Source organism: Bacteroidota bacterium (genome assembly GCA_016714535.1).
In the GTDB taxonomy this organism is placed as follows: Bacteria; Bacteroidota; Bacteroidia; order AKYH767-A; family OLB10; genus JADKFV01.
This window is the reverse complement of record JADKDR010000001.1, coordinates 450,222-472,168: the sequence shown is the minus strand read 5'-3', so window position 1 is coordinate 472,168 and position 21,947 is coordinate 450,222. Positions and strand designations below refer to the sequence as shown.

At 38.9% G+C, this 21,947-nt stretch carries 17 protein-coding genes and 1 pseudogene; 11 read left to right on the top strand and 7 right to left on the bottom strand.

What is annotated here, in order from left to right; all coding sequences use genetic code 11:
- Positions 1–126 precede the first annotated feature (126 nt).
- Positions 127–666, top strand: coding sequence for a hypothetical protein (locus IPO27_01955; GenBank protein ID MBK8845365.1), 540 nt, complete (start codon positions 127–129; stop codon positions 664–666).
- A gap of 72 nt (positions 667–738) precedes the next feature.
- Positions 739–1,326 carry a T9SS type A sorting domain-containing protein gene (locus tag IPO27_01950; protein MBK8845364.1) on the top strand — a complete coding sequence of 196 codons (588 nt, stop codon included), beginning with the start codon at positions 739–741 and terminating at the stop codon, positions 1,324–1,326.
- 72 nt (positions 1,327–1,398) lie between these two features.
- On the opposite strand, the gene IPO27_01945 is transcribed toward IPO27_01950, so the two are convergent.
- A complete protein-coding gene (locus IPO27_01945) occupies positions 1,399–2,268 on the bottom strand; it encodes a hypothetical protein (protein MBK8845363.1) in 870 nt (289 codons plus the stop codon).
- 160 nt (positions 2,269–2,428) lie between these two features.
- On the opposite strand from IPO27_01945, the gene IPO27_01940 reads away from it, so the two are divergent.
- The 4 genes from IPO27_01940 to IPO27_01925 all read left to right on the top strand — a co-directional run bounded on the left by IPO27_01940 (position 2,429) and on the right by IPO27_01925 (position 7,848).
- Positions 2,429–2,893, top strand: a complete 465-nt coding sequence (locus tag IPO27_01940; GenBank protein MBK8845362.1) for a redoxin domain-containing protein — start codon at positions 2,429–2,431, stop codon at positions 2,891–2,893.
- Positions 2,894–2,906: 13 nt separating this feature from the next.
- Complete coding sequence (gene pdeM, locus IPO27_01935) at positions 2,907–3,563, top strand: ligase-associated DNA damage response endonuclease PdeM (GenBank protein ID MBK8845361.1); 657 nt, start codon at positions 2,907–2,909, stop codon at positions 3,561–3,563.
- A 267-nt stretch (positions 3,564–3,830) separates the two neighbouring features.
- The gene (locus IPO27_01930; GenBank protein ID MBK8845360.1) at positions 3,831–5,255 is read left to right on the top strand and encodes a hypothetical protein; all 1,425 of its coding nucleotides are present in this window, start codon (positions 3,831–3,833) and stop codon (positions 5,253–5,255) included.
- Between the two features lie 190 nt (positions 5,256–5,445).
- Positions 5,446–7,848, top strand: a complete 2,403-nt coding sequence (locus tag IPO27_01925; GenBank protein ID MBK8845359.1) for a TonB-dependent receptor — start codon at positions 5,446–5,448, stop codon at positions 7,846–7,848.
- A gap of 88 nt (positions 7,849–7,936) precedes the next feature.
- On the opposite strand, the pseudogene IPO27_01920 reads toward IPO27_01925, so the two are convergent.
- The 6 genes and pseudogenes from IPO27_01920 to IPO27_01895 form a co-directional block, all read right to left on the bottom strand.
- Positions 7,937–8,765: pseudogene (locus IPO27_01920) on the bottom strand (TPM domain-containing protein).
- Positions 8,766–9,200, bottom strand: a complete 435-nt coding sequence (locus tag IPO27_01915) for a TPM domain-containing protein (GenBank protein ID MBK8845358.1) — start codon at positions 9,198–9,200, stop codon at positions 8,766–8,768. It lies immediately after the preceding pseudogene.
- Positions 9,201–9,220: 20 nt separating this feature from the next.
- The gene (locus IPO27_01910) at positions 9,221–9,739 is read right to left on the bottom strand and encodes a LemA family protein (GenBank protein MBK8845357.1); all 519 of its coding nucleotides are present in this window, start codon (positions 9,737–9,739) and stop codon (positions 9,221–9,223) included.
- Between the two features lie 115 nt (positions 9,740–9,854).
- Positions 9,855–10,328, bottom strand: a complete 474-nt coding sequence (locus tag IPO27_01905) for a hypothetical protein (GenBank protein ID MBK8845356.1) — start codon at positions 10,326–10,328, stop codon at positions 9,855–9,857.
- Positions 10,329–10,359: 31 nt separating this feature from the next.
- Positions 10,360–11,715 carry a tRNA lysidine(34) synthetase TilS gene (gene tilS, locus IPO27_01900; GenBank protein MBK8845355.1) on the bottom strand — a complete coding sequence of 452 codons (1,356 nt, stop codon included), beginning with the start codon at positions 11,713–11,715 and terminating at the stop codon, positions 10,360–10,362.
- Between the two features lie 12 nt (positions 11,716–11,727).
- Positions 11,728–12,840, bottom strand: coding sequence for an anthranilate synthase component I family protein (locus tag IPO27_01895; GenBank protein ID MBK8845354.1), 1,113 nt, complete (start codon positions 12,838–12,840; stop codon positions 11,728–11,730).
- Between the two features lie 267 nt (positions 12,841–13,107).
- On the opposite strand from IPO27_01895, the gene IPO27_01890 reads away from it, so the two are divergent.
- From IPO27_01890 to IPO27_01870, 5 genes are all read left to right on the top strand, one after another.
- Positions 13,108–17,745: a hypothetical protein gene (locus IPO27_01890; GenBank protein ID MBK8845353.1), complete on the top strand. Its 4,638-nt coding sequence runs from the start codon at positions 13,108–13,110 to the stop codon at positions 17,743–17,745.
- A gap of 103 nt (positions 17,746–17,848) precedes the next feature.
- Positions 17,849–19,468 (top strand): T9SS type A sorting domain-containing protein, encoded by a 1,620-nt coding sequence (locus tag IPO27_01885; GenBank protein MBK8845352.1) that lies wholly within the window; start codon positions 17,849–17,851, stop codon positions 19,466–19,468.
- A gap of 59 nt (positions 19,469–19,527) precedes the next feature.
- A complete protein-coding gene (locus tag IPO27_01880) occupies positions 19,528–19,941 on the top strand; it encodes a hypothetical protein (protein ID MBK8845351.1) in 414 nt (137 codons plus the stop codon).
- A gap of 158 nt (positions 19,942–20,099) precedes the next feature.
- On the top strand, positions 20,100–21,263 hold the full coding sequence (locus IPO27_01875; protein MBK8845350.1) for a hypothetical protein: 1,164 nt from the start codon (positions 20,100–20,102) through the stop codon (positions 21,261–21,263).
- Complete coding sequence (locus IPO27_01870; GenBank protein MBK8845349.1) at positions 21,218–21,931, top strand: ATP-binding cassette domain-containing protein; 714 nt, start codon at positions 21,218–21,220, stop codon at positions 21,929–21,931. The genes IPO27_01875 and IPO27_01870 overlap by 46 nt, the downstream gene beginning before the upstream one ends.
- Positions 21,932–21,947: the final 16 nt, after the last annotated feature.

Genomic DNA, 21,947 nt, shown 5'->3' with positions numbered 1-21,947 from the left:
ATGATATTAATGATGAGTAGATTTGTTTTAATTAATTGCATTGTTATGAAAGTTCGATTACTTCTCAGTTTTGTTGCCTTGGTCTCAGGCTTAAACATAATGGCTTAATCCTACGGTTGGTACAAAGTGGCAGGAGCGCCTGATTATGGCCGGTTTGAAGATATTAGTTTTATTAGCCCAACAAAGGGATGGATAGCACAAGCAGATTCCATTTACATGACCAATGATGGTGGCGACACATGGAATATCATTTGTGATACCATAAAATTTGGCTATATCCGTAGCATCGAGTTTTTGGATGATAGTGTTGGTTTTGTTGGTACTTTGCCTTTAGGATTAAACACTACCAATATTTTTCGCACAACTGATGGTGGTCTTAGTTGGAAATTATTAGACTCATTACCGGGCCCTAATGCCGGCATTTGTGGTATGGCACATTATAAGGATATGGTTGTAGCTGTAGGAAGTGTTAATACTCCGGCACAACTGTATATTTCACATGACCGCGGCATTAACTGGGCTTTTCATGACTTGTCTTCATTCTCTTCTTGTCTGATAGATTGCTATGTATTCGATTCGTTACATATACTTGTTGGAGGCGCTGCAACTGCAGCAAATAGCTTTAAGGCCAATATGCTTTACACTGATAACGGTGGTCTAACATAGTCGCAAAATGCAATAGCACCTAATGTGGGTACATATACATGGAAGATATTTTTTCAACCAAATGGAATAGGAGTGGCCTCGATCGAAAATTTTTCACTTGGCGAATTGCTTACTACTTCAGACAGTGGTAAAACCTGGACACATCATGTAATGAACGGAACTAATGTGGGTAATTTAGGAGGTATTGCTATTATGAACGACAGTGTGTTATTTACTGGCGATCAGCATTTGCCTGGCATGGCCATTAGCAAAGACGGAGGCAACACATCGTTAACCGGAAATTTGTTTATTAGTATCGATCGGATTCACGCACTTGATAGCACCAATTTAATAGGCAGTGGTCGCACCATTTATAAATTCCATCCCGATACCATGCTTGCAAGCATACCCTCAACTCCGAACATCACCCATGAGTTTCAACTTACTGTTAACAACGATGAGTTATTTTTATCTATGCTCTTGTTTCGAAGAACGAAGGTTATGATGGAACTATTTTCCGCTGATGGAAAATTTAGCTCACAACCGATAAAAAACTTTTATGCTCATGGAGATAATATCGAAAGCATTAACGTGAGTCACTTAGCACAAGGTGCCTATTTTGTTGTTATCAGAACGAACGAAGGACATTTTGGAAAGCGTTTCATAATTGACAGAAAATAAATCCTTTTATCTACCAATTCATTTAACTCGTTTTTTTGGTTTCACTAAAGTTAGGCTATGAACGTAAATTGATTATTTAAAAATAAATTCGCTAATGGGATGAATTTCCCACGATGTATTAGGCTTATGGATTCCTGTCCCGATAGTGCCGGGATTGTGCCCTATGTCATAAAATATAGTGCCGGCTATAGTGGCCCTTATGGGAGGGGTAAAAACACTATAAGCTCCACTACATTTTTCACCAAAGAAATTTTCGAATACCGTACGCGCATGTTGTATCGTATCGCTTGAAGCATTAGCAGGATTGGGTAATCCTGCTATTTCAACTATAATAGACCGTCCAGCATTGAATGGTACAGTATCGCCTACAATAACATGGAAGTCGTTATCCGCCTCGCGGCTTATGGCGTAAATAAAGGCAGTGTTAATTCTCACATTTCTTTTTTCTTGTTGTACACGTGACGAGTTACTGTCAGTAGTTATGGGAGGTGAAAGATTTTTCATAACCGAATCAGATGGAAAACTTTTTCGCAAGGCATTAACCGTTGCATAATTTTTCATCAACTTTATAAGAAAAGTTGACTTTTGTTTTTTACGCTCTATTCCTAAGAACAAATCAGTGCTGCAGTATAATGGGTTAACTGATTTTTCCTGATACGATTGAGGAGTAACTAAATTGCCATCTTCATCAGCCAGTTCAACTTTGTAAACATTGCCATCAGGGGCTCTAAACCATGCAGCACTGCTTTGTTGGTCTTGTAGTTTGCTAATGGTATCGTTTTCAAAACTATCTTCGGTCGTGGAAGAGCCTTGTCGGGCTTCTGCCGTGGAGGATGTGCTGCTATCAGTTGCATTTTTATTTTCTCTTTCTGTTGGCGCACCACAACTACATGCCAATACAATAGCGGTAACCTTTAGTAAATTACAATTGAATTTGTTCATTTTAATTAAGGGTTTGGTTTAGCAAAATTATAAATATTAGTTAGTTAATTTGAAGAGTAAGCCAGGACGTTTTAAAATAAAAACAAACCGCCCAATATTATTTAAGCTACCACCATTAGCTAATTAGCGAAATAACTACATTCGCAAAAAAAATGAAATTATGAGTTTAAAAATTGGTGATAAGGTGCCAGCCTTTTCTATGTTCGATAGTCAAAAAAAGGAATTTAACAACGATACTATAAATGGGAAGAAAGCCCTTTTCTTGTTTGTTCCAGCCGCTTTTACAAGTGTATGTACCAAAGAGTTTTGTGGCGTGCGCGATGATATTGCCTACTATAATAACCTGAATGCAGTCGTAGTAGGAATTTCTACCGATAGCCTTTTTACGCTAGCACGGTGGAAAGAAGAACAAGCTATGAATTTTATCTTAGCAAGTGACTACAATAAGGAGGTAACCGCAGCCTTTGGAGTAGCCTACGATGTATTTGCCTTTGGCATGCGCGGTACCAGCAAGCGTTCGGCTTTTGTTATCAATGAACAAGGGGTAGTAACATATGCTGAAGTATTAGATAACGCCAGTGAGGTGCCCGATTTTGAAAAAATAAAGGCGGCACTCGAGTTATAATCAACCGTGCAACATGGTTGAAATTTTTCGACAGCAGCATTCATTCAAATACGGTGATCAGTATTTTACCTTGTTGAAAGAAAAGTGTGTGCTGTGGCAAAATACGAGTACTCTCATTTTATCGGATTTGCATTTTGGCAAGACCGGTCATTTCAGAAAGTCAGGAATCCCTATTAGTTCGGCAGCCGCTATAAGCGATTTGCACAAGCTTACAACTTTAATTACACAGCATCAAGCCGGCCGTTTAATAATTACCGGTGATATGTTTCATAGTCATGCTAACGCGGATTTTATTTTTTTTGGCGCATGGAAAAAATCTTTACCACCACTCGAAATAATTTTGATAAAGGGAAATCATGATATAATCGATCATAGTATGTATGAACAACTGGAAGTAAACGTATATACCCATAGTTATCTGGAATCAGGTATTTACTTCAGTCACGAAGCAAAAGGCAAAGGAGATTGCTTTAGTTTTTCGGGCCATATACATCCGGCCATTACCATTGCCGGTAAAGCACATCAACATTTGAAATTGCCTTGTTTTTATATCAACCAAACGCATTGCCTCTTGCCGGCCTTTGGCAACCTTACTGGAGGCGTTAGTATTAAAGCAGAAAAGGGTGCAAGCATTTTTGCTATTGGCGGTGATAAAATTTTGAGTTTATAATTCTTTTTTTCGACATGTTCTACCTGTCATTATGCATATTCATAAAGAAAAGGAATCAGGCATTTGCTTCTTAACTTTGCAGGAACATGGCGCTGGCTTAAGCACAGAGTCAAAATGACTTGGCGAAAAATTTAGTATCAGTAGTATACACTTACCGTAACAAGCAATAGGCTACAACATATGCCCATTTATAATTTGATTAATTAATTGGTTAAAAAGAAAACATGGCAGCTTTAAATAAATAATTTTGCCCTTTAATTAAACGTCATGAAAAGGGTATATCTCTACTTCATCATTCTCATTGCACTTTTGCCTTCAGGCAAAAGGTTAATAGCGCAAGAGTGGTTGGGCATAGCAGGAAGCAACTTTGCGGGCAATACCGGTTTAAATATCAATCCGGCCACTGTTGTCGGTGCTCCGTTTAATAAGGAATTTCATCTTTTTTCGATGGGATTATCTGTTCATAACAATTATGTGTATTTGCCTCGTTATTCTAAAAGTATTTTCAAACTGACCAAGGGCGATATTAAAAAACAATCGGTAAGCGATCGTTATACACAAAGCCCCGATAAGCAAGCATACTATAAACTTGATGTAAGAGGGCCGGGTAAAATGCGCTCCAGCGAAAATTCAGGCTTTGCATGGAATTTAGCATACAGGCATGCAATGAGTGCTCGCGATGTGGACTATCACATTGCCAAGTTTATGCTCGAAGGGTTTAATTATTATCCCCAACATAAAATTAATTTCACCACCGACCCTTACAAGTTGAATTTTATGTCATTCTACGAAATTGGGATAACCTCTGGAAGAAGCCTGATACAAAGCGATTTGCATTATCTTACTACCGGAGTAACCGGATCGCTTGATATAGGTAATGCCGCTTTTTTTGCCGATGGCAAAAACATGGATTATTACCTTCCCAATTCCGAAGAGTTGAATGTTAGTAATGTAAATCTGGATTATGGTTACGCATTTGGCGGGCAACGCATAACTCCGTTTGATTTGTTGCGACCTCGAGGCATTGGCGGCCATTTCAATATTGGATTAAATTATATGAACGGTCGCAACCCATCGGCATACAATGGTAAGGCAAAGGCTAAACTGTATAACTACCGGGTGGGAGTCTCTTTGATAGATGTAGGAACGATACAATACATGAATCAAACCAAATATTTTTCATACACAAATCGTAATACCGTATGGTTAGGAATAGACACAACCGATTTTAAGAATCTGGCATATAACGATAGTATGCTCGGAGTAAAATTTACCGGAGCCCCTGATGGTGCGTACATCACAGATAATTTCCGAATGTACCATCCGGCCGCATTTAGTATTCAGGCTGACTATGCTGTCACTAGGCATATATATGTTGGTGCCACGTGGGTGCAACACATTAATCTATTTGCACATCAGGTGCAACGAAGCGATATAATCGCCATAACCCCGCGATACGAAACACGCAAGTTTGAGATTGCCTTGCCTTATAGCTTTTACAATTACTATCAGCACCGGCTTGGGTTAGCATTCAGGTATAAGTGGTTTTTTGCAGGCAGCGACCGCCTTGGTGCTTTTACTGGACTTTATAACCTTGATGGAATTGATATCTATTTTGGATTCAAATTTTTTGCAAGCACAAAAAAGAAAAACACCAAGTTTAAACCAAGCGATTGTTATAATCGATTTTAACATGGCAAACAATTGTTTGCCACCCTTAAATTAACAATACTTCCTCTATATATTTAGATATTGAATTTACAATAGGACATGTTGTTATGCTTGCTCTGTAAAAAATGGAAATCCATTTTTCGTACGTACCACACTGTGGTATCACATATTTTGTTTTTTTTGCAGAAACAGAATTAAACTATTCCCTACAATGAATTACCTTAAACACCTACTCCGTATTTCTTTGGTATTCCTGATTCCGCTTTTTGCCTGGTCACAACGCATACAAAGCGTAAGGGGGATTGTAATTGACAGCGACATTAAGTCGCCACTTTTTGGAGCTATAGTAAAGCTTGCGGGAGATAGTGCCACTACAACAAGCACCGTAACTGATGTAAACGGACAATTTAAAATTCCCAACGTTCCCATAGGTCGTTATGCGTTATCAATTAAAATGTTAGGGTATAGCCAAAAGCAAATTTATTTAAATGTAACTTCGGGCAAGGAGGTGCAAGTGACTATCGAATTGCAACAGCAAGTGGAAGACATAGCGGCTATAGAGGTTTCAGGAAGCAATAAACAAGGGGTAAATAATGAAATGACCTTAGTAAGCACGCGCAACTTTACGGTAGAAGAAACCGAACGCTATGCGGGCAGCAGGCAAGACCCTGCGCGCATGGCAAGCAATTTTGCAGGCGTGCAAGGTGCCGATGATTCGCGCAACGATATTGTGATACGTGGCAATTCGCCCTATGGAGTTTTATGGCGCATAGAGGGAATAGATGTTGTAAATCCTAACCACTTTGCTGTACCCGGCACTACAGGTAGCGCCATCAATCTGCTTAACAGCAAAACGTTTGCTAACAGCGATTTTCTTACCGGAGCATTTCCGGCAGAGTATGGCAATGCCATTGCCGGTGTGTTTGACATTAAGCTACGCAATGGGAATGCTGAAAAACATGAGTTTTCAGGTCAGTTTGGATTATTGGGTACTGAGCTTTTTGCCGAAGGACCGCTTTCTAAAAAAAGTGGAGCATCTTACCTTGTAGGTTACCGATATTCCACCTTAAAAATATTTCAGGATATTGGAATTAAGATTGGTACCAATGCTGCGCCTGCATATCAGGATGCAAATTTTCGTATCAATCTTCCGGCAGGCAAAGCAGGAACGTTTGCCATATTTGGTTTTGGCGGTACTAGCAAAATTGATATTGTGGTTAGTAATCAAACTGATCCGGGAGGTGAATTATATGGTGATAAGGATCGCGATCAATATTTCAGAACCCGCACGGCTGTTACAGGTATTAGTCATACCAAGCAGTGGAATGATAATACGTATACTAAAACCGTTATTGCAGTGCAGCAAGCCAAAGCCAAAACTATGCATGAGTTGGTGTTCCGAAATCCTGATTTTACCGTAGATACCCTGGTACATAAACTTGATTATTTGTTTATCACCAATAAGGCCACATTTAATTTCACACTCAACAAGCGACTATCCAAGAAGAGTATGCTACGAGCAGGTATTATTGCCGATGGATATCAATATGATTTAAGCGACAGTACATTTTTAGAAGATATTGGCGTATGGAATTTGCGACTCGACTATAAGGGTATGGCGGTGATGCTGCAGCCCTTTATATTATTTAAACACAAATTTAATGATCGCATTACTATGCAGGCAGGCGTCCATGGGCAATGGTTTTCGGTCAATAAAAACTCAACAGCTATAGAGCCACGCTTTTCCATAGCTTATCAAACCGGCAATCGAAGTTCCTTCTCTTTAGGATATGGTCTCCATAATCAGGCAATTCCCTATTACCTTTATTTTGCACAGAAAACCTATGCTCCCGGAGTGTCTAGCATGCTTAATTCGGAGCTTGGATTTTTTACCAACCAACATGTTGTTGCAGGTTACGATTATGCTATCACTCCCTTTTCCAGAATTAAGGCCGAAGTTTATTACCAGCATCTTACCAATGTGCCGGTGGATATTATTTCTTCTTCTTACAGTATTCTAAATCAAGGGGCATCATTTTCGCGCATCTTTCCGGGTAAACTTGTAAACAAAGGCACAGGCGATAATTACGGGATGGAGTTTACTCTTGAACGATTTTTTACTCGTGAGTTCTTTTTTCTCCTAACTACATCGTTATATAATTCAACTTATAGTGGTAGCGATGGCATAAAACGTAATACAGATTTTAATGGAAATTTTGTTGTTAATGCGATGGCAGGTAAGGAATTCAATTTGACAAAGTCAAAATCAAAAATGATTTCGACAGGTGCCAAGGTAACCTGGGCAGGTGGCCAACGCTATACACCGGCTGATGTAGTTGCTAGTAATGCGCAAGGCGAGCTGGTGGTTGTTGATTCGTTGCGAAACATCAAGCAGTTTAGAAATTATTTTCGTGTCGATGTAAAACTTGGATATAAGTTTCAGGCAAAAAAAGTTTCGCATGAAGTTGCTGTTGATCTGGTGAATGTATTAGGTATAAAAAATATTCTTGGTTTAACGTATGTACCGGTTGCAGTCACTTCTACCCAATCGCCCTTAAGAGAAGAATATCAATTGGGCTTTTTGCCTTTGTTTTATTATAAGATAGATTTTTGATGCTATTACTAATTCACAAAAAAACTATTGCTTAAATTGATTGCGAGGCTAAATGCATAAGCAAGGTAAATGCTAACGGTTACTGCAATTACCAATCGCCACTTGCACCACCGCCACCAAAACCACCGCCACCAAAACCACCGAAGCCGCCACCACCACTACCTGAGCTGCCACCACCACCTAAGAAACCTCCAGGAAAGAACATGCCACCACTGCGGTCGTTAAATTTTTTCCATTGGCCACGCTTACGCGCTTGGGCTGCATTTAAGATTTCCCATGCCGTCCAGAACGGAACACTATTCAAGTGCGCATACCTTTTTACTTCTATAACCTTTAACCACATTACCACACCAAAAATGAGGAGCATAATGGCTATCACAAAAAGAAATCCGTAAGGATTTTCAGCGCTTTTGGGAAGGTCATTTACATATTCACCACTAGCAAGTGCTATAGCCTTGTCGGTTGCAGCATCTAGCCCCTTGTAATATTCGCCTTGTTTAAAATATGGTTTTATTTGCTCGCGGATAATCCTGTTTGCGCTTATGTCAGGTATAGCGCCTTCAAGGCCGTAACCCACTTCAATTCTTATTTTACGGTCGGCAATAGCTGCAAGTAATAATAAGCCATTGTTTCTTTTTTCTTCCAATTCCCCACTTACTTGCAAGCTCGTTTGCGTAAACTTCAATCGGATACCCATCCAATGAATTAATAAGAACAATGGTAAGCTGGGTGGAGGTGCTGTCATCGTAAGCCACCAGCTTTTGCTCAAGCAAAGCTTTTTCAGCAGGTGAAAGCACATTGGCATAATCATTTACCAACCTGGGCGGATTTGGAACTTCAGGTATGTTTTGTGCCCGGGCACAAAACATCGAAACAAGGATTAGTAACCATAACCCTATATGTTTTAATGTGATCATTTAGTTGTTACCAAATATAAGGTTGTTGGGTAACTCGTTTTGGTCGCTTTTTTCAAATGGAAAATGTTTGCTTAGCGCATTGCCAGCTTCTCTTACACCGGCAATAATACCTTCGGTTACTTTATTTGTTCTTAGGTGCTCCATAATAATATCGCGGGTGCTGTGCCAGAAACCATCACCAACTTTATCATGAATACCTGTATCACCTATGATAGCAAATTTTCGGTCTTGTATGGATAAATAAATCAGCACACCGTTTCTAAGTTTTGTATTATACATTTCAAGCTGATTAAATGTATAGGCCGCTTTGTCGAGTGGCGAACTTTGGTGGCAATGATCATCAATAAACACACGTATCTCGCCCGAAGTATTTTTTTCAGCTTCGGCTATAGCAGCAAGTATAGCATTGCGTTCTTCTTCGGTAAAAATGGTGATGTCGGCCAATGGTCTCGTGATTATCGTTTGAATAATTTGTCTACATCAGGAGCTTTATCAGCACCGGCTTCGGCCTGAAAATAAGGACGCTCGGTAAAATTGTACATGCCAGCTAATAAGTTACGCGGAAAGCTCTTAATATAAACGTTATAAATTTTGGCAATGTCATTAAATTTCTGACGCTCAACGGTTATCCTGTTTTCGGAGCCTTCTAATTGTTTTTGCAAATCCATAAATTGCTCATTCGCCTTAAGGTTTGGGTATTGTTCACTCACCACTAACAACCTGCTTAATGCTGAAGTAAGCTGCCCTTGTGCCTCCTGAAATTTTTGCAATTGCTCAGGAGTGATATTGCTGGCATCAATTTTTATTTGTGATACCCTACTACGCGCTTCAATTACTGCGGTCAGGGTAGATTTTTCAAACTCTGCGTATTGTTGTACAGTCGATACCAGATTGGGAATAAGGTCTGCCCTGCGCTGATATACGTTTTCAACTTGTGCCCACTGAGACTTTACATCTTCGCTATACTGAGTCATGCTATTAAAACCTCCAGCAAAAAATCTGTAAAGAATAAATGCCAGGATAACCAGGCCAATTAAAAGACCAATTTTTTCATATGCTTATTTTTTTTAAATGTTATCGAACGAGCTATTATAATATTTTAAAGGTACTAATTATTTTTTCAGGGATAATTTCATTAATCAGTTTAAGAAGTTCGGTTCCGCGTTGGGTACCTATCAGGTATTCCTGTTGATCTCTATCAATGAGCTTAATGGCTTTGCGACCATACGTATAAAACCGTATAATATTTTTGAAATGAAGATTGTAGGCAGTGTTGTTGAAAAGGTAATTACTATAATCGGTTTCTACAGCTGTAATAATATTGTTTAAGTCAATTTTCACCTTTCGCAAACTCCAAGCACCGGTAAGCACCATCTTAGTTCCATATACGGTTGTATGAAGGTGGGTTATGAAAAAGAGCATAATAGAAACTACCAGAATCACTATTCCGATGAGCAACAATAAATCGCCATTTATTTCGCGATTATCCGTGTAGTAATAGGCAATAAAACAAAATGCAGCTAGTGCTAGTCTGAATACCAGCGAAAAAAGGTTGAAGCCCATCCGCTGTTTTTCTTCAAAGATTATTTTGTAATTAGAAGCCATCAGGTGCAAATGTACATTTTAATACGTGGGTTGTATCACGCGTAATCTTATAATCTTCACTCAGGTTAAGTCCTGCTATCCAAAATATTTTTTCACGGGAGCACAGCAAGGGAGTAGTTTGTTTCTTTACCAGATGATATCCTGCATCAATAAATATATCGCTAAGTTTTTTTTGCTTACCATTCATTCCAAGAGGTTTTATTTTATCACCATTTTCAAAATAACGTACGCAAATTTGATTGTCAAGTTTGTCAAAGTCTACATGCGCAATATTTTTATTGTTATCAGATTTTATCGCAGCCATGTCCACTTCTGCAATTGGTGTTTTCGTAAAAAACAAATTGCCACTTACGCTGCTAAATTCATTCAAGTTATTTTTTGAAAATGAGTTGGATGTTAGTTTCGATTTGGGATATGGGTTAATAATCCATTCCGTTCCGGTAGTAAGCAATTCATATTTTTCGGAATAAAAGCGTTTACCTTTTTGATTACTGCGTAATAAGATTTCTTTTAAGGTGCTGTTTTTAAAACCAAATTCGCTCAAGAGATAAAAAGCTAAATCTTCGGCCAGGTCATGTTGAAGGCAATTTTCAGAGGGGATAGTAAAGTAGCCTTTTCTCATAGAAACATGCTCAGCCTCCCAAATTTTGAATTCAAAATTTGAAAGAGAGAGATATGAATTTACTTTGTGCAGGGCTACATTTAAATTTGACGTTATACCGGGGCTGATTTTTTGTAATGCCGGTATTGTTTTAAGTCTAATTTGATTGCGCAGGTAATCAGTTTTTTCATTGCTGCTATCTTCGCGCCATGCAAGTTTGTTTGCCTTTGCATAGTTTAAAATCATTTGCCTGGAAATTGTTATCAAAGGCCTGACCACATTCCCTGCCTGGCCTTGAATACCACCGAGGCCTCCAATACCCGTGTTTCGCGAAAGATTTATTAATATCGTTTCTAGCGAATCGTCTTGATGATGTGCGGTTATTATTGCTTTGTAGTTGTAGGTTGCAGCCAGCTGCTGAAACCAATCGTATCGCAACACTCTTGCTGCCATTTGTGTCGAAATCTTTTGTGCTTTTGCAAATGCAAAAGTTTCAAACCGTGTTGTGTGGCAAGTAATTTTTTTCTCTTTGCAAAACAGTGCTACAAAAGCCTCATCATCATCCGACTCTTTATTGCGTAAGCCAAAGTTGCAATGTGCTATAGCGAACTTAATATTTAATTTATACAGGATGGTTGCAAGTACCATGCTATCCAAACCTCCGCTTACGGCCATCAAATAAATAGCGTCTTGATTCTTGGCAGGCTCAAGTACAGAATTGATATGCTGTTCAATTTGGTGCAACTTCAAAATAAGTTAACGGTTAATTTCCAGGGCATTCAATATGGGTTTCATCTTCAGGAGGCATTCGTTATATTCATCCTTAGCATTGGCGTAAGCAGTGATAGCACTGCCCGCCCAAACCACACCTTTTTTTGACAATTTATTATATATTAAGCATCTAATATTTACGCTTAAATCAAAATCGCCATTTTCATAAATAATTCCACTGCAACCCGCAAACCATTCGCGAGGCGCATGCTCAGTTTGTTCTATTAAATTCATAGCACTGTGTTTGGGTGCCCCTGTCATACTTCCGGTTGGAAACATGGCTTCTATAATTTCAGAAAACCGAATATTATTTTTAAGCTCACAGGTTATGGTCGAGGTCATTTGGTGCACAGTAGCAAATGTTTCAACTTCAAATAAGCCTGTTACCTTCACTGAATTTGGCTTGGCAATCTTGCTCATATCGTTTCGCATCAGGTCAACAATCATCACATTTTCGGCACGCTCTTTTACACTTGAAGCAAGTTCTTGTATTAGGGCATTGTCTTTATCCTGATCATCGTGAATTCGTTTTCGTGTTCCTTTCATTGGCTTGGCTATAAGGGTATTTCCTTTTTTTTGCAAAAATAGTTCCGGGCTAAAGCCCATAAATAACTCGTCTTTTGTTTCGGTATAATTACAATAAGGCGCACGTGTTACTGTTAGCAGATTGGCAAAAAGTCGCATTCCATCTAACTCCAAATTATTTATTTGAGCTTGTATGCAATAGTTAACTTCATATATGTTTCCAAAGCGAATTTCATCCATCAGCGTGTTAAAGGTTACTTCATACTTTTCGAATGGCGTTATAATTATGCTCTCAAAGGTCGGGGCTTTTTTTTCTTCGGGTTGCGGTAAATTGAGAGCCAATCGTATTTTCTTATCAATGTCAAGATCATTGAGTTTCTGGTTTAGTAAATCATCCAATCCGAATTTTTGACTCTTGGCTGCCGAGCCAATTATCAATCCCGATTTATTAACAATTGACTGTTTTGGATAACCAATTTGAATTTGAACCGGACCTAATTGGTTTTCTAAAATAAAACTCTCTAGTTGTGATAAGTTTAAAAAAGTATCCTTGTTTGAAACATTAGCAAACATTGGTTTGTTTCTATGAAGTGTAATGATCATTTTAAATAAAAAAGTGATGATGAAAGTAAATGTGAAGATAGATTCCACTTTTGAAATAAGCCTCTTCTTGTAGTTATGAATTTACAATTTGGCCAAAAAAAATAAAAAAAACTTAACATAAGTTGCGCAAGTTGTCAAAATATTTATATTTGCGGTTAATAAAGTTCAAAATCTTATCTGTCTTCCCCTTCTATGGAACTTTAAAAGCTTTAAAAAAAATAACAATAACAATATACGATGGTAAAAAAGTACATTAAGTATACGAAAAACAGCTTCAATCAAGCAGTTTTAATTATTTCATTGTTTGTGTTTTCGGCCACAACAACAAAAGTTAACGCGATTACGGTAACAGACAACATTACTGTTGCCACATTAGCAACTAATTTTAACATGGTGCAATCCAATGTAATGTATCCCTGGGGCACACCAAGTTCTTCGCCTTTGGCTGGCAGCGCATGGTCTATGTTTACTTTTGGAGGCCCTTTTTGCGCAGGGCAAACCTTTGGTGGGGCAGGCAGTTCACTCATGTTTAATAATGTTGTTAATGGATGCACCGCTCCTCCGTATAGTGCTTCGGGTATCGACTATGGCTGCGCTTATATTGTATCCAAAAATCCAATGGACATGTCAGGTCGATCAGGTGGAGTTGCCAATGTTAGCTTTAGAATGTGGCATGAAACCTATCAAAATACTCGTGTAGGAATTCCTTTCCCATGGGGTGCAGCACAGCAAAACCGCACCAGCGACACGGTTGCTGTATACGTTGGTAATACGCAAACGCTTTCTGATGCTGTTTATGTGGGTGCTACCTGTGCCGATGTTACCTGTACCGGAGCCGGATGGCAACAACATACCTTTGCGCTACCACTAGGCAATGGGGTTGATGCCAATGCTTTTAATAGTTGTAAGCAGGTTTATATTTTTATTGTTGGTAAAACCTGGTTTAGCCGCAGAAATATTTACATAGACGATATTTCTTACGATTATTTCCCTACACGAATGGGTCCTTCCTCAGCAACCATTAATACACAGAATACCTTAACCGTTTCGCAAAGTCAAACAAATTGTAATATAATAGGTATTAAAATAAATACATGTGGCTCGCTAAATGGTCCTTGCGGGCGCCCGGTACGTCTTGATAGTATGTTGTTTCTGGCAACCGGTACCAATCCAAACAATGATATATTAAATGCAAAGCTTTATTATACCGGTAGCAGCCCTGTTTTTGCAACAGCAACACAAGTGTTTGCAACCGCTACCAGCTTGACTAATGCCACCAATGTGCCCTTGCTAGGCTTTGGCGATGGGGCAGTGCTAGGTACAAGTCCAGGACCAAACCTGTTGAATGGCGATAATTACTTTTGGCTTACCTATGATATAAAAAGTACCGCTACTGTAGGAAATATTGTTGATGCCGATTTTATGTATTGTAAACTGGATACCTGTGGAACTACATGGGGGTCCGTTCCGCAGGTTTTTGTCTATGGAACGCAAGGTACGCTGGCCGGAGGATGTCAAATAGGAATAAGTTACGGTGTTGGCACCTATATTACAGGAACTGCATGGGCTGGTTATACCAACAATGATTATATAAGTAGCGTATATGTTACAAGTAACGGTGGAGGCGACCCTTTACTTAGTCAAAGGCATGACAATAACATTCCATATAATACGAATGGAGGCTCACCTATTTGCAGTGGAATTGGAGGTTCGGGAGGACAATGGTGCGAAAGACACTCACCCCATCAGCCTGATTACACGTTATTCCCTCCTGCTAACCCGGCTGTAGGAAAAGATAGAACACTTATCTTAAAAGCCGGGCAAGGAAAACGGACATCTACTGCCAACGAATTAGTTTATGTGGCGGCCGGAACATGGTTTAGCTCCAACAATATAAAAGTATGGGTAGATTGGAATGGAGATGGTGACTTTGCCGACAGTATAAACGGTGCCGGAGGTTGGATAAGTGAGTATATAGGGTATGGAAGCTTTAGTACAAACACAAATATGTCACCTCTTGGCTACCCGGCCACAGGTCCCAGCCGTCCTTTTGATCCGGCTTATATTGGAACTCAATGGAATTCAATGCCACTACATGTACCTCAAATAGGAGATGCTGTTACCGGAGGGTCAGGAGCAAATGCAACAATTACCCCAAAATCGGTGCGCATGCGTGTAAGAGAAGTTTGGGCAACAAGTACTTTTACCCCTACTTCGAGCGGGCATGGCTATGGCGAAACTGAAGATTATGATATTACCATTGTTGAAGATTGCCCTTTACCAGGAAGCAAGCAATGCAAATGGCTTGGTGGAGCTGCCGGCAATCCGACCGATTGGTTTACAGCAGCTAACTGGTGTCCCGGTATTCCAACTAATCAGGATACTGCTATTGTAGGAGCGGTGACACAAATCAATGGAATCTCTTATTATCCTATTATTAAACAGAATCAAAATCCGGTGTGTGCCACATTGAAGATTAGAAACCCTGCAACAGTTACCATAGACGCATCTGATGTGTTTACCGCAGGAAATCCAAACACACTAACAGTGCCTACAGGGTTTTTCAAAATACATCATAACGTTGAAATTGGAGAAACACCAAATACAAGCACAGCACAATTGATTCATAATTCAAGTTATAACACAACCGTTGTTTCAGGAGCACCTTCTGTTAGTGGTAACCCGCTTATTTCTCCATTCCGTCCCGACAAAACAGATAACAAATTGCAATGGATTTTTACTCCAACAGAATTACAGGTTATGGGTATAAAGAGTGGCGATATTCTAAATAGCATCACTTTTCAGTTAAGAAATTCTGCAGCTATGGGTTCTGTAAATACCGGAACTTCAACCATACGTTTTTGGCAAACAGATAATGATCCGGTATTCCCTGCTGTAATACCTGCTGCAACCGAAGTTGCGGTTAATAACCATTTACCTAATAATGTACCTGCTACCGGTGCAATGAATAACTCTTTTACAGTATTTGGGCCTGCAGCAGTAACTACGCCTGCATTAGTAGCAAATGTTACAACGCCTTTTACTATTAATTTTACAAACCGATATGTTGTAGATAATAGCAAATATCTGGTAGTAGAGTATACCAAAGATGGAAGTTTTACCGGTGCTGGAACTCCAGGTATTCCAATATTGTATGAAGCCACCATTCCACGAAATTGTTTGTCCATTACACCTTCAGTTAATGGTGTTAGTGGACTTGTTGCTGCAACCATGGCTGGAACGTCCGGGGGAGCTTTTACGTCTGGAATTACCACAGTAAACACGAATGCAGCAGCATTTGGAGGAGTACTTACAGCCAATGCCTTTGTGTTTAGACCAAATACTACTTTTGGCGTTACCAGAAAGTACTCAGACTACACCATAGAAGTGCATCATAACTGGACTAACAATGGGCCTAATGGAGGTCTTAATTTCATTGGAGGAAGATCAAGGGTTAAATTTATTGCTACTACAGCGCCTGGGTTTGCAAACGGTGATACCATCAATGGATCGCAGGCCACTACTTTCAATAAGCTTGAAATAGATGAGCCAGTAGGATTAATTCCTATTGTTTCTACAAATATTCTTGGCGGAGGCGCGTATCCATTTAATACTGCTGGTTTGGTAGTTGACTCTAATTTGTTCTTAACAAACGGAACTTTGAATTTGAACCAACATTTGCTTCAGGTAAATAATCCCTTAGTCAATGCAATGTCTAGAGTTAACGGGCGTATATTGAGCGAATTGGCCTCAAATAATAATCGTGTAAAATGGAAAGTTGGAACCACCACCGGACTTCATACTTTTCCTTTCGGAAATCCCTCGGGATATATTCCATTTACCTTTGAGCTAAAGTCTGGTACTTTTGGTGATGTCATTGCCTCGACTTACCCAACGGCTTCAAATAATCTTCCGTTGCCGGCTACTGTAAATAACTTATTTAATCAAGTTAGTTGCTTAGCTGATAATTCGCCTAACACGGTTGACCGTTTTTGGCAAATAGATGTATCTAACCCGGGAGGAGGAGGTAACAGTAAAGTAGAATTTACATACCTGACTACTGAACTTACAGGCAATCTTAGCGCTGCTAGCATTGGTGATATGAGGGCTTCACGTTTTAATGCCTCTGGAACTCGTGCGCTTGCTTGCGGAGGCATTATTCCTGCTGGTTTTGGAGTTTGGGCTAATGGAAATGGAAGCTATTCGCAAGGTAATTTCAGCACAGGCCAAACCACAGGAGCCGCATATAATGGACAAGCAAATTCGGTACAGGCAGATAACGTAACTTCATTTTCTCCATGGACCTTATCAAGCTCAGCAACAGGACCGCTTCCGGTTAATCTTGTAAACTTTAGAGCTAAAGCCATTGAGAAAAAAGTGAAGGTTTATTGGACCACATCCAACGAACTTAATATAGACAAGTACGATGTAGAAAGAACAATAGACAAGGAGTTGTTTACCTTTATTGGAATGAAAAAGGCAATTGGCCCAATGGCTAATTATAACAACTATGAATTGTTTGATCATGAGCCAGTTGATGGAACACAATATTATCGCCTTAAAATAATTGACAATGATGGTATAGCCAAGTACAGTCAATTAGCTCCTGTTAATTTTAGTAATCAGCAGTTTGGAATAAACTCCATTTTTATTGACCGTGCCAGTGACATGAGTGTTTCGTTTAATTACGATTCCGAATTGCCATATACCTATATGATAACCGATATGTTAGGACGCGTAATTATGATTAGCTCTGAAAACTCAGCAGTGATTGGAACCAATCAGTTAACGCTTCCGGTTAGCTTGTCGCAAGGCATGTACTCGTTAACTATACGAAATTCAGAAAAATCAACATCTAGAAACTTTGCTTTCTAATTTTTGATTTTTTAAAAATCATAAAAGACCACTCTGAAATATTGAGTGGTTTTTTTTTAAATTTGTTCCGTCAATTAATCTAACTTCAAAATAATAAATTTTAATGAGAAAAATTTTACTGGCAATAGTGCTATTTTCTTTTGCTGTTAATCACAGTTTTAGTCAATACAATTGGGGTGCAGTTACTGCATTCGGTGGGTCTACCTCGCAAACTTCGCAAATTCGTTCTGCAACAGATGGTGCCGGAAATACTTTTGTTACAGGAATTTACGATGGTTCATATAGTTTTGGCCAGATTCCGCTGACCTGTGTAGGCATTAATGCGGGCTTTGTTACCTTAATAAATAATGGAATGGTTATTTGGGCTAAGAGTTTTAGCGAACAAAACGCATTTTGCGATGTGGTTGATATTAAATACCATAATGGATTCATCTACTTTGCCGGCAATTTTTCATTTTACCTGACATTGGATGGAACCACAATTTACAGTGCAGGTGGCAATGATGTATTTTTGGCAAAAATGGACATGAATGGTGGTCTTATATGGATGAAAGCATATGGCTCCACAGGCGATGAGTATGCATCTGCTATGGATTTAGATGCAACTGGTAATATTTATGTTGCCGGCAGCTATTATGCCTCAACCACCTTTGATACCCAAACAATAACAAGTGCAGGAATGCTGGATATATATACCGCTAAGTTTGATTCAAACGGATTATGTGGCTGGCTTAAATCGGCTGGTGGTACCAATGTTGATGGTGCTTCGGGTATTGTAGTAAAAGGCAGTGATATTTATACATGTGGTACTTTTAAAGGAAGCAATGTTAGTTTTGGCAATGGAGTAACCGTAACAGTAAGTGGTTCCGATTTTGGAATTTATTTAGCCAAACAAGATTTAAACGGGATAGCTCAAAGCGCTAGCAAAGTGGGACAATCGCCCAACCTGACCATAAAGAATCTGTCAATAGATAATAATAACAGGTTGTATTTTGGAGGACTTTATGTTGGAAGCATCAACCTGGGAGGCAACCTTCCGGGTGCAGGAAGCACCAATGTATGGGCTGCTTGCTACACAAATAGCTATGCAAAAGCATGGGCAAAAACCGGAGGAAATGCTCAATTGGCTGATGATATTGGAGGGATGACCGTAACTCCAAATGGTAATTTTGCAATCGTAGGTAATATTTCGGCCCCAATGACTTTTGGCCCTATCACCGTTCCATTTAGTGGAAACAACACCGATGTTTATACCGTAATCTTTGATGTTAATGGCACAGCAGTTGCCTCTCAAACTGCTACAGGTGCCGGTGAACATAAGGGAGCAAGCGTTAGCAGCAGTGGTGTTAATCAGCTAAACTATTGCGGTATGCTTGCGGGGCTTACTAATTTTGGAACTACGTCTTTTACACCTTCAACTTCTAACAACATGTTTTTTATTTCTGATTTGTCGTTAGGGGTTTTAGATAATGAGGAAATAACTTCAAGTAGTAAATACATTATTTCACCAAACCCTACTGCTGATTTTGTTAGCATAACCATTCCCACAACAACAGAGGATACCCGTGTTGAGATTATGGATGCAAATGGCAAGATGCTTGCTATACACCGCCTCAGTAAGGTAAATAATGTAATAGACCTTAAAACTTTTGAGAACGGTATTTATTTTCTCAAAGTAATTAACAGCAAATCAACTGAGGTTAAAAAAATAGTAAAAAAATAAACTTTTGTATCACATAAATAGTTATCTTTGAAATTAAAATAATTCAAAACATAATAATGATGAAAAAAACAATAACACTCCTGTCACTAATGACCATTGCGATTATCTCTTTTGGTCAAAACGAAAAGGTTGTTTCTGCACCTGTATACACTTTTGATGGACCTCACAAAGGGATTGTGTTTACTCCAAGCCCAACAGCAAATGTTGAGTTAGCTAAGGAAGCAGACGGAAGTTTTAGTTTTTATGTACTCGATAAATCAAATGTAAATGCGGAGATGCCTGACCTTGCAAAAGCCGAAGTTATTATTGGTTATGAAGACGAAACATTAAACGAGCGTTTTGAAATGACCAATAGCAACAATAAGTTTAACTTCCGCAGTGGACGAACTGCAGATTTGTTGTATTTTGTTATTACTTATGAATATGCAAATAAAGTTGTGCATGCGCGTTTCCTTGCTAAGGATCTTAAGTAAGCAATTGCTCTATAAATAATAACTGTGCCTTGCCTTCAGCAAGGCATTGTTTTTTTACAATATCCTGTACTTGATTCATAAGTACTCAAATATTGCAAAACCCTGAATGGTAACTACTGCATAAAACTTACTTTATATTTGCTCAAAAAAAATACGGGTTGAAAAAGCTTTTCGCTATAATTGATAATGTTCGGGAATACTACTTGTATGCAGCTTTAAACATCATATTTAATATACTTAGTGTAATAGCTGCACTATTTTCTATTGCACTTGTTATTCCGTTTTTAGACTTTTTGCTTAACTCAACTGATCACACTATTGAAGGCATAGGCATGTTTGCCAACCTAAAGCGATTTTTTTATCAGTATCTCCAATCTTACATTAATGCCCAGGAACAGTATTCGCCAGGAAATGGAAAGCTGCGTGCTTTAATGAGTATATGTATAGTAGCTGTTTGCGCTATGTTTTTAAAAAACCTCTTCAGATATCTGGCAATGTATTATCTGGCAGTTATTCGCAACGGTGTCATACGCGATATACGAAACAAGATGCTTGCAAAAATAATGAAATTACATCTCAGTTATTTTTCAGAATCGCGCAAAGGAGACATCATGGCTCGCATTACCAACGATGTTACTGAGATAGAATGGTGCATTATGGGAGTATTAGAAAGTATTTTTCGGGATCCGGTTTCCATTATACTTACCTTAATTATTTTGTTTTCTATTAGTCTTAAGTTGACATTAATTGTCTTTATGATCTTGCCATTAGCCGGATTAATAATTGGAATAGTAGGAAGAAGCCTGCGCAGAAACAGCACCCGGGCTAGAGCCTTGTTTGGTCAATTGGTAACCATAATTGAAGAAACTTTAGGGAGTTTAAAAATTATTAAATCATTTACGGCAGAGAATTATGTACTCAAAAACTTCTTTGCAATAAATGAAAAGTACAATACTACGATGTTAAAGGTTTACCGAAGAACAGACCTTTCGGCTCCTTTGTCCGAATTTGTTGCTAGCATTGCTGTAATGATAGTCATGTATATTGGAGGCTCTATGGTCCTTGTGGGCAATGCAGCATTAAGTGGAAGTGACCTAATAGGTTACATAGCTATGTTTTCACAAATAATTCCTCCTGCTAAGGCGATTACCACATCATATTACAATATTCAAAAAGGTATTGCTTCGGCCGAGCGTATTGATCATATTACTGGAGCTCAGGAATTGATAGTTGATCAGCCGACAAGTAGTGATAAAAAGAATTTAATAATGCCATTGTGTTTGAGAATGTATCATTCAGCTATGATGAAGGGAACGTATTAAAGAATATAAACCTGACTATACCAAAGGGAAAGACACTGGCAATGGTTGGTGCAAGTGGTTCGGGCAAGAGCACATTATCATACCTTATACCTCGTTTTTACGAAATAAGTTCAGGCCGTTTATTAATGGATGGCATCGAAATAAAGGACATTAAACTAAATAGCCTACGCCAATTAATAGCTTATGTTTCGCAAGAGACGGTGCTGTATAACGATACCATTCGAAACAATATACTTTTTGGTTTGCAAAACAAATCGGATGAGGAGATCGTACATGCATCTACTCTGGCACATGCCAATGATTTTATAATCGAATTGCCCGAAGGATATGATACCATTATTGGTGATGCGGGTAGTAAATTGTCGGGTGGGCAGCGGCAACGAATTGCTTTGGCGCGAGCTATATTAAAAGATGCCCCAATAATTATTTTAGATGAAGCTACCTCGGCACTCGATACTAACAGCGAAAAGATTATTCAAAATTCGATTGAAACCATTATGAAACACAAAACCTGTTTGGTAATAGCGCATAGGCTGAGCACGGTTCAGCATGCCAATGAAATTGTTGTACTTGATAAAGGCGAAATTGTAGAGCGAGGTACACATGCCGAGCTTTTGGAAAAAAACGGATTTTACAAAAGGCTATGTGATTTGCAAGAAATAGTTTGATGATTATAAAACTAAA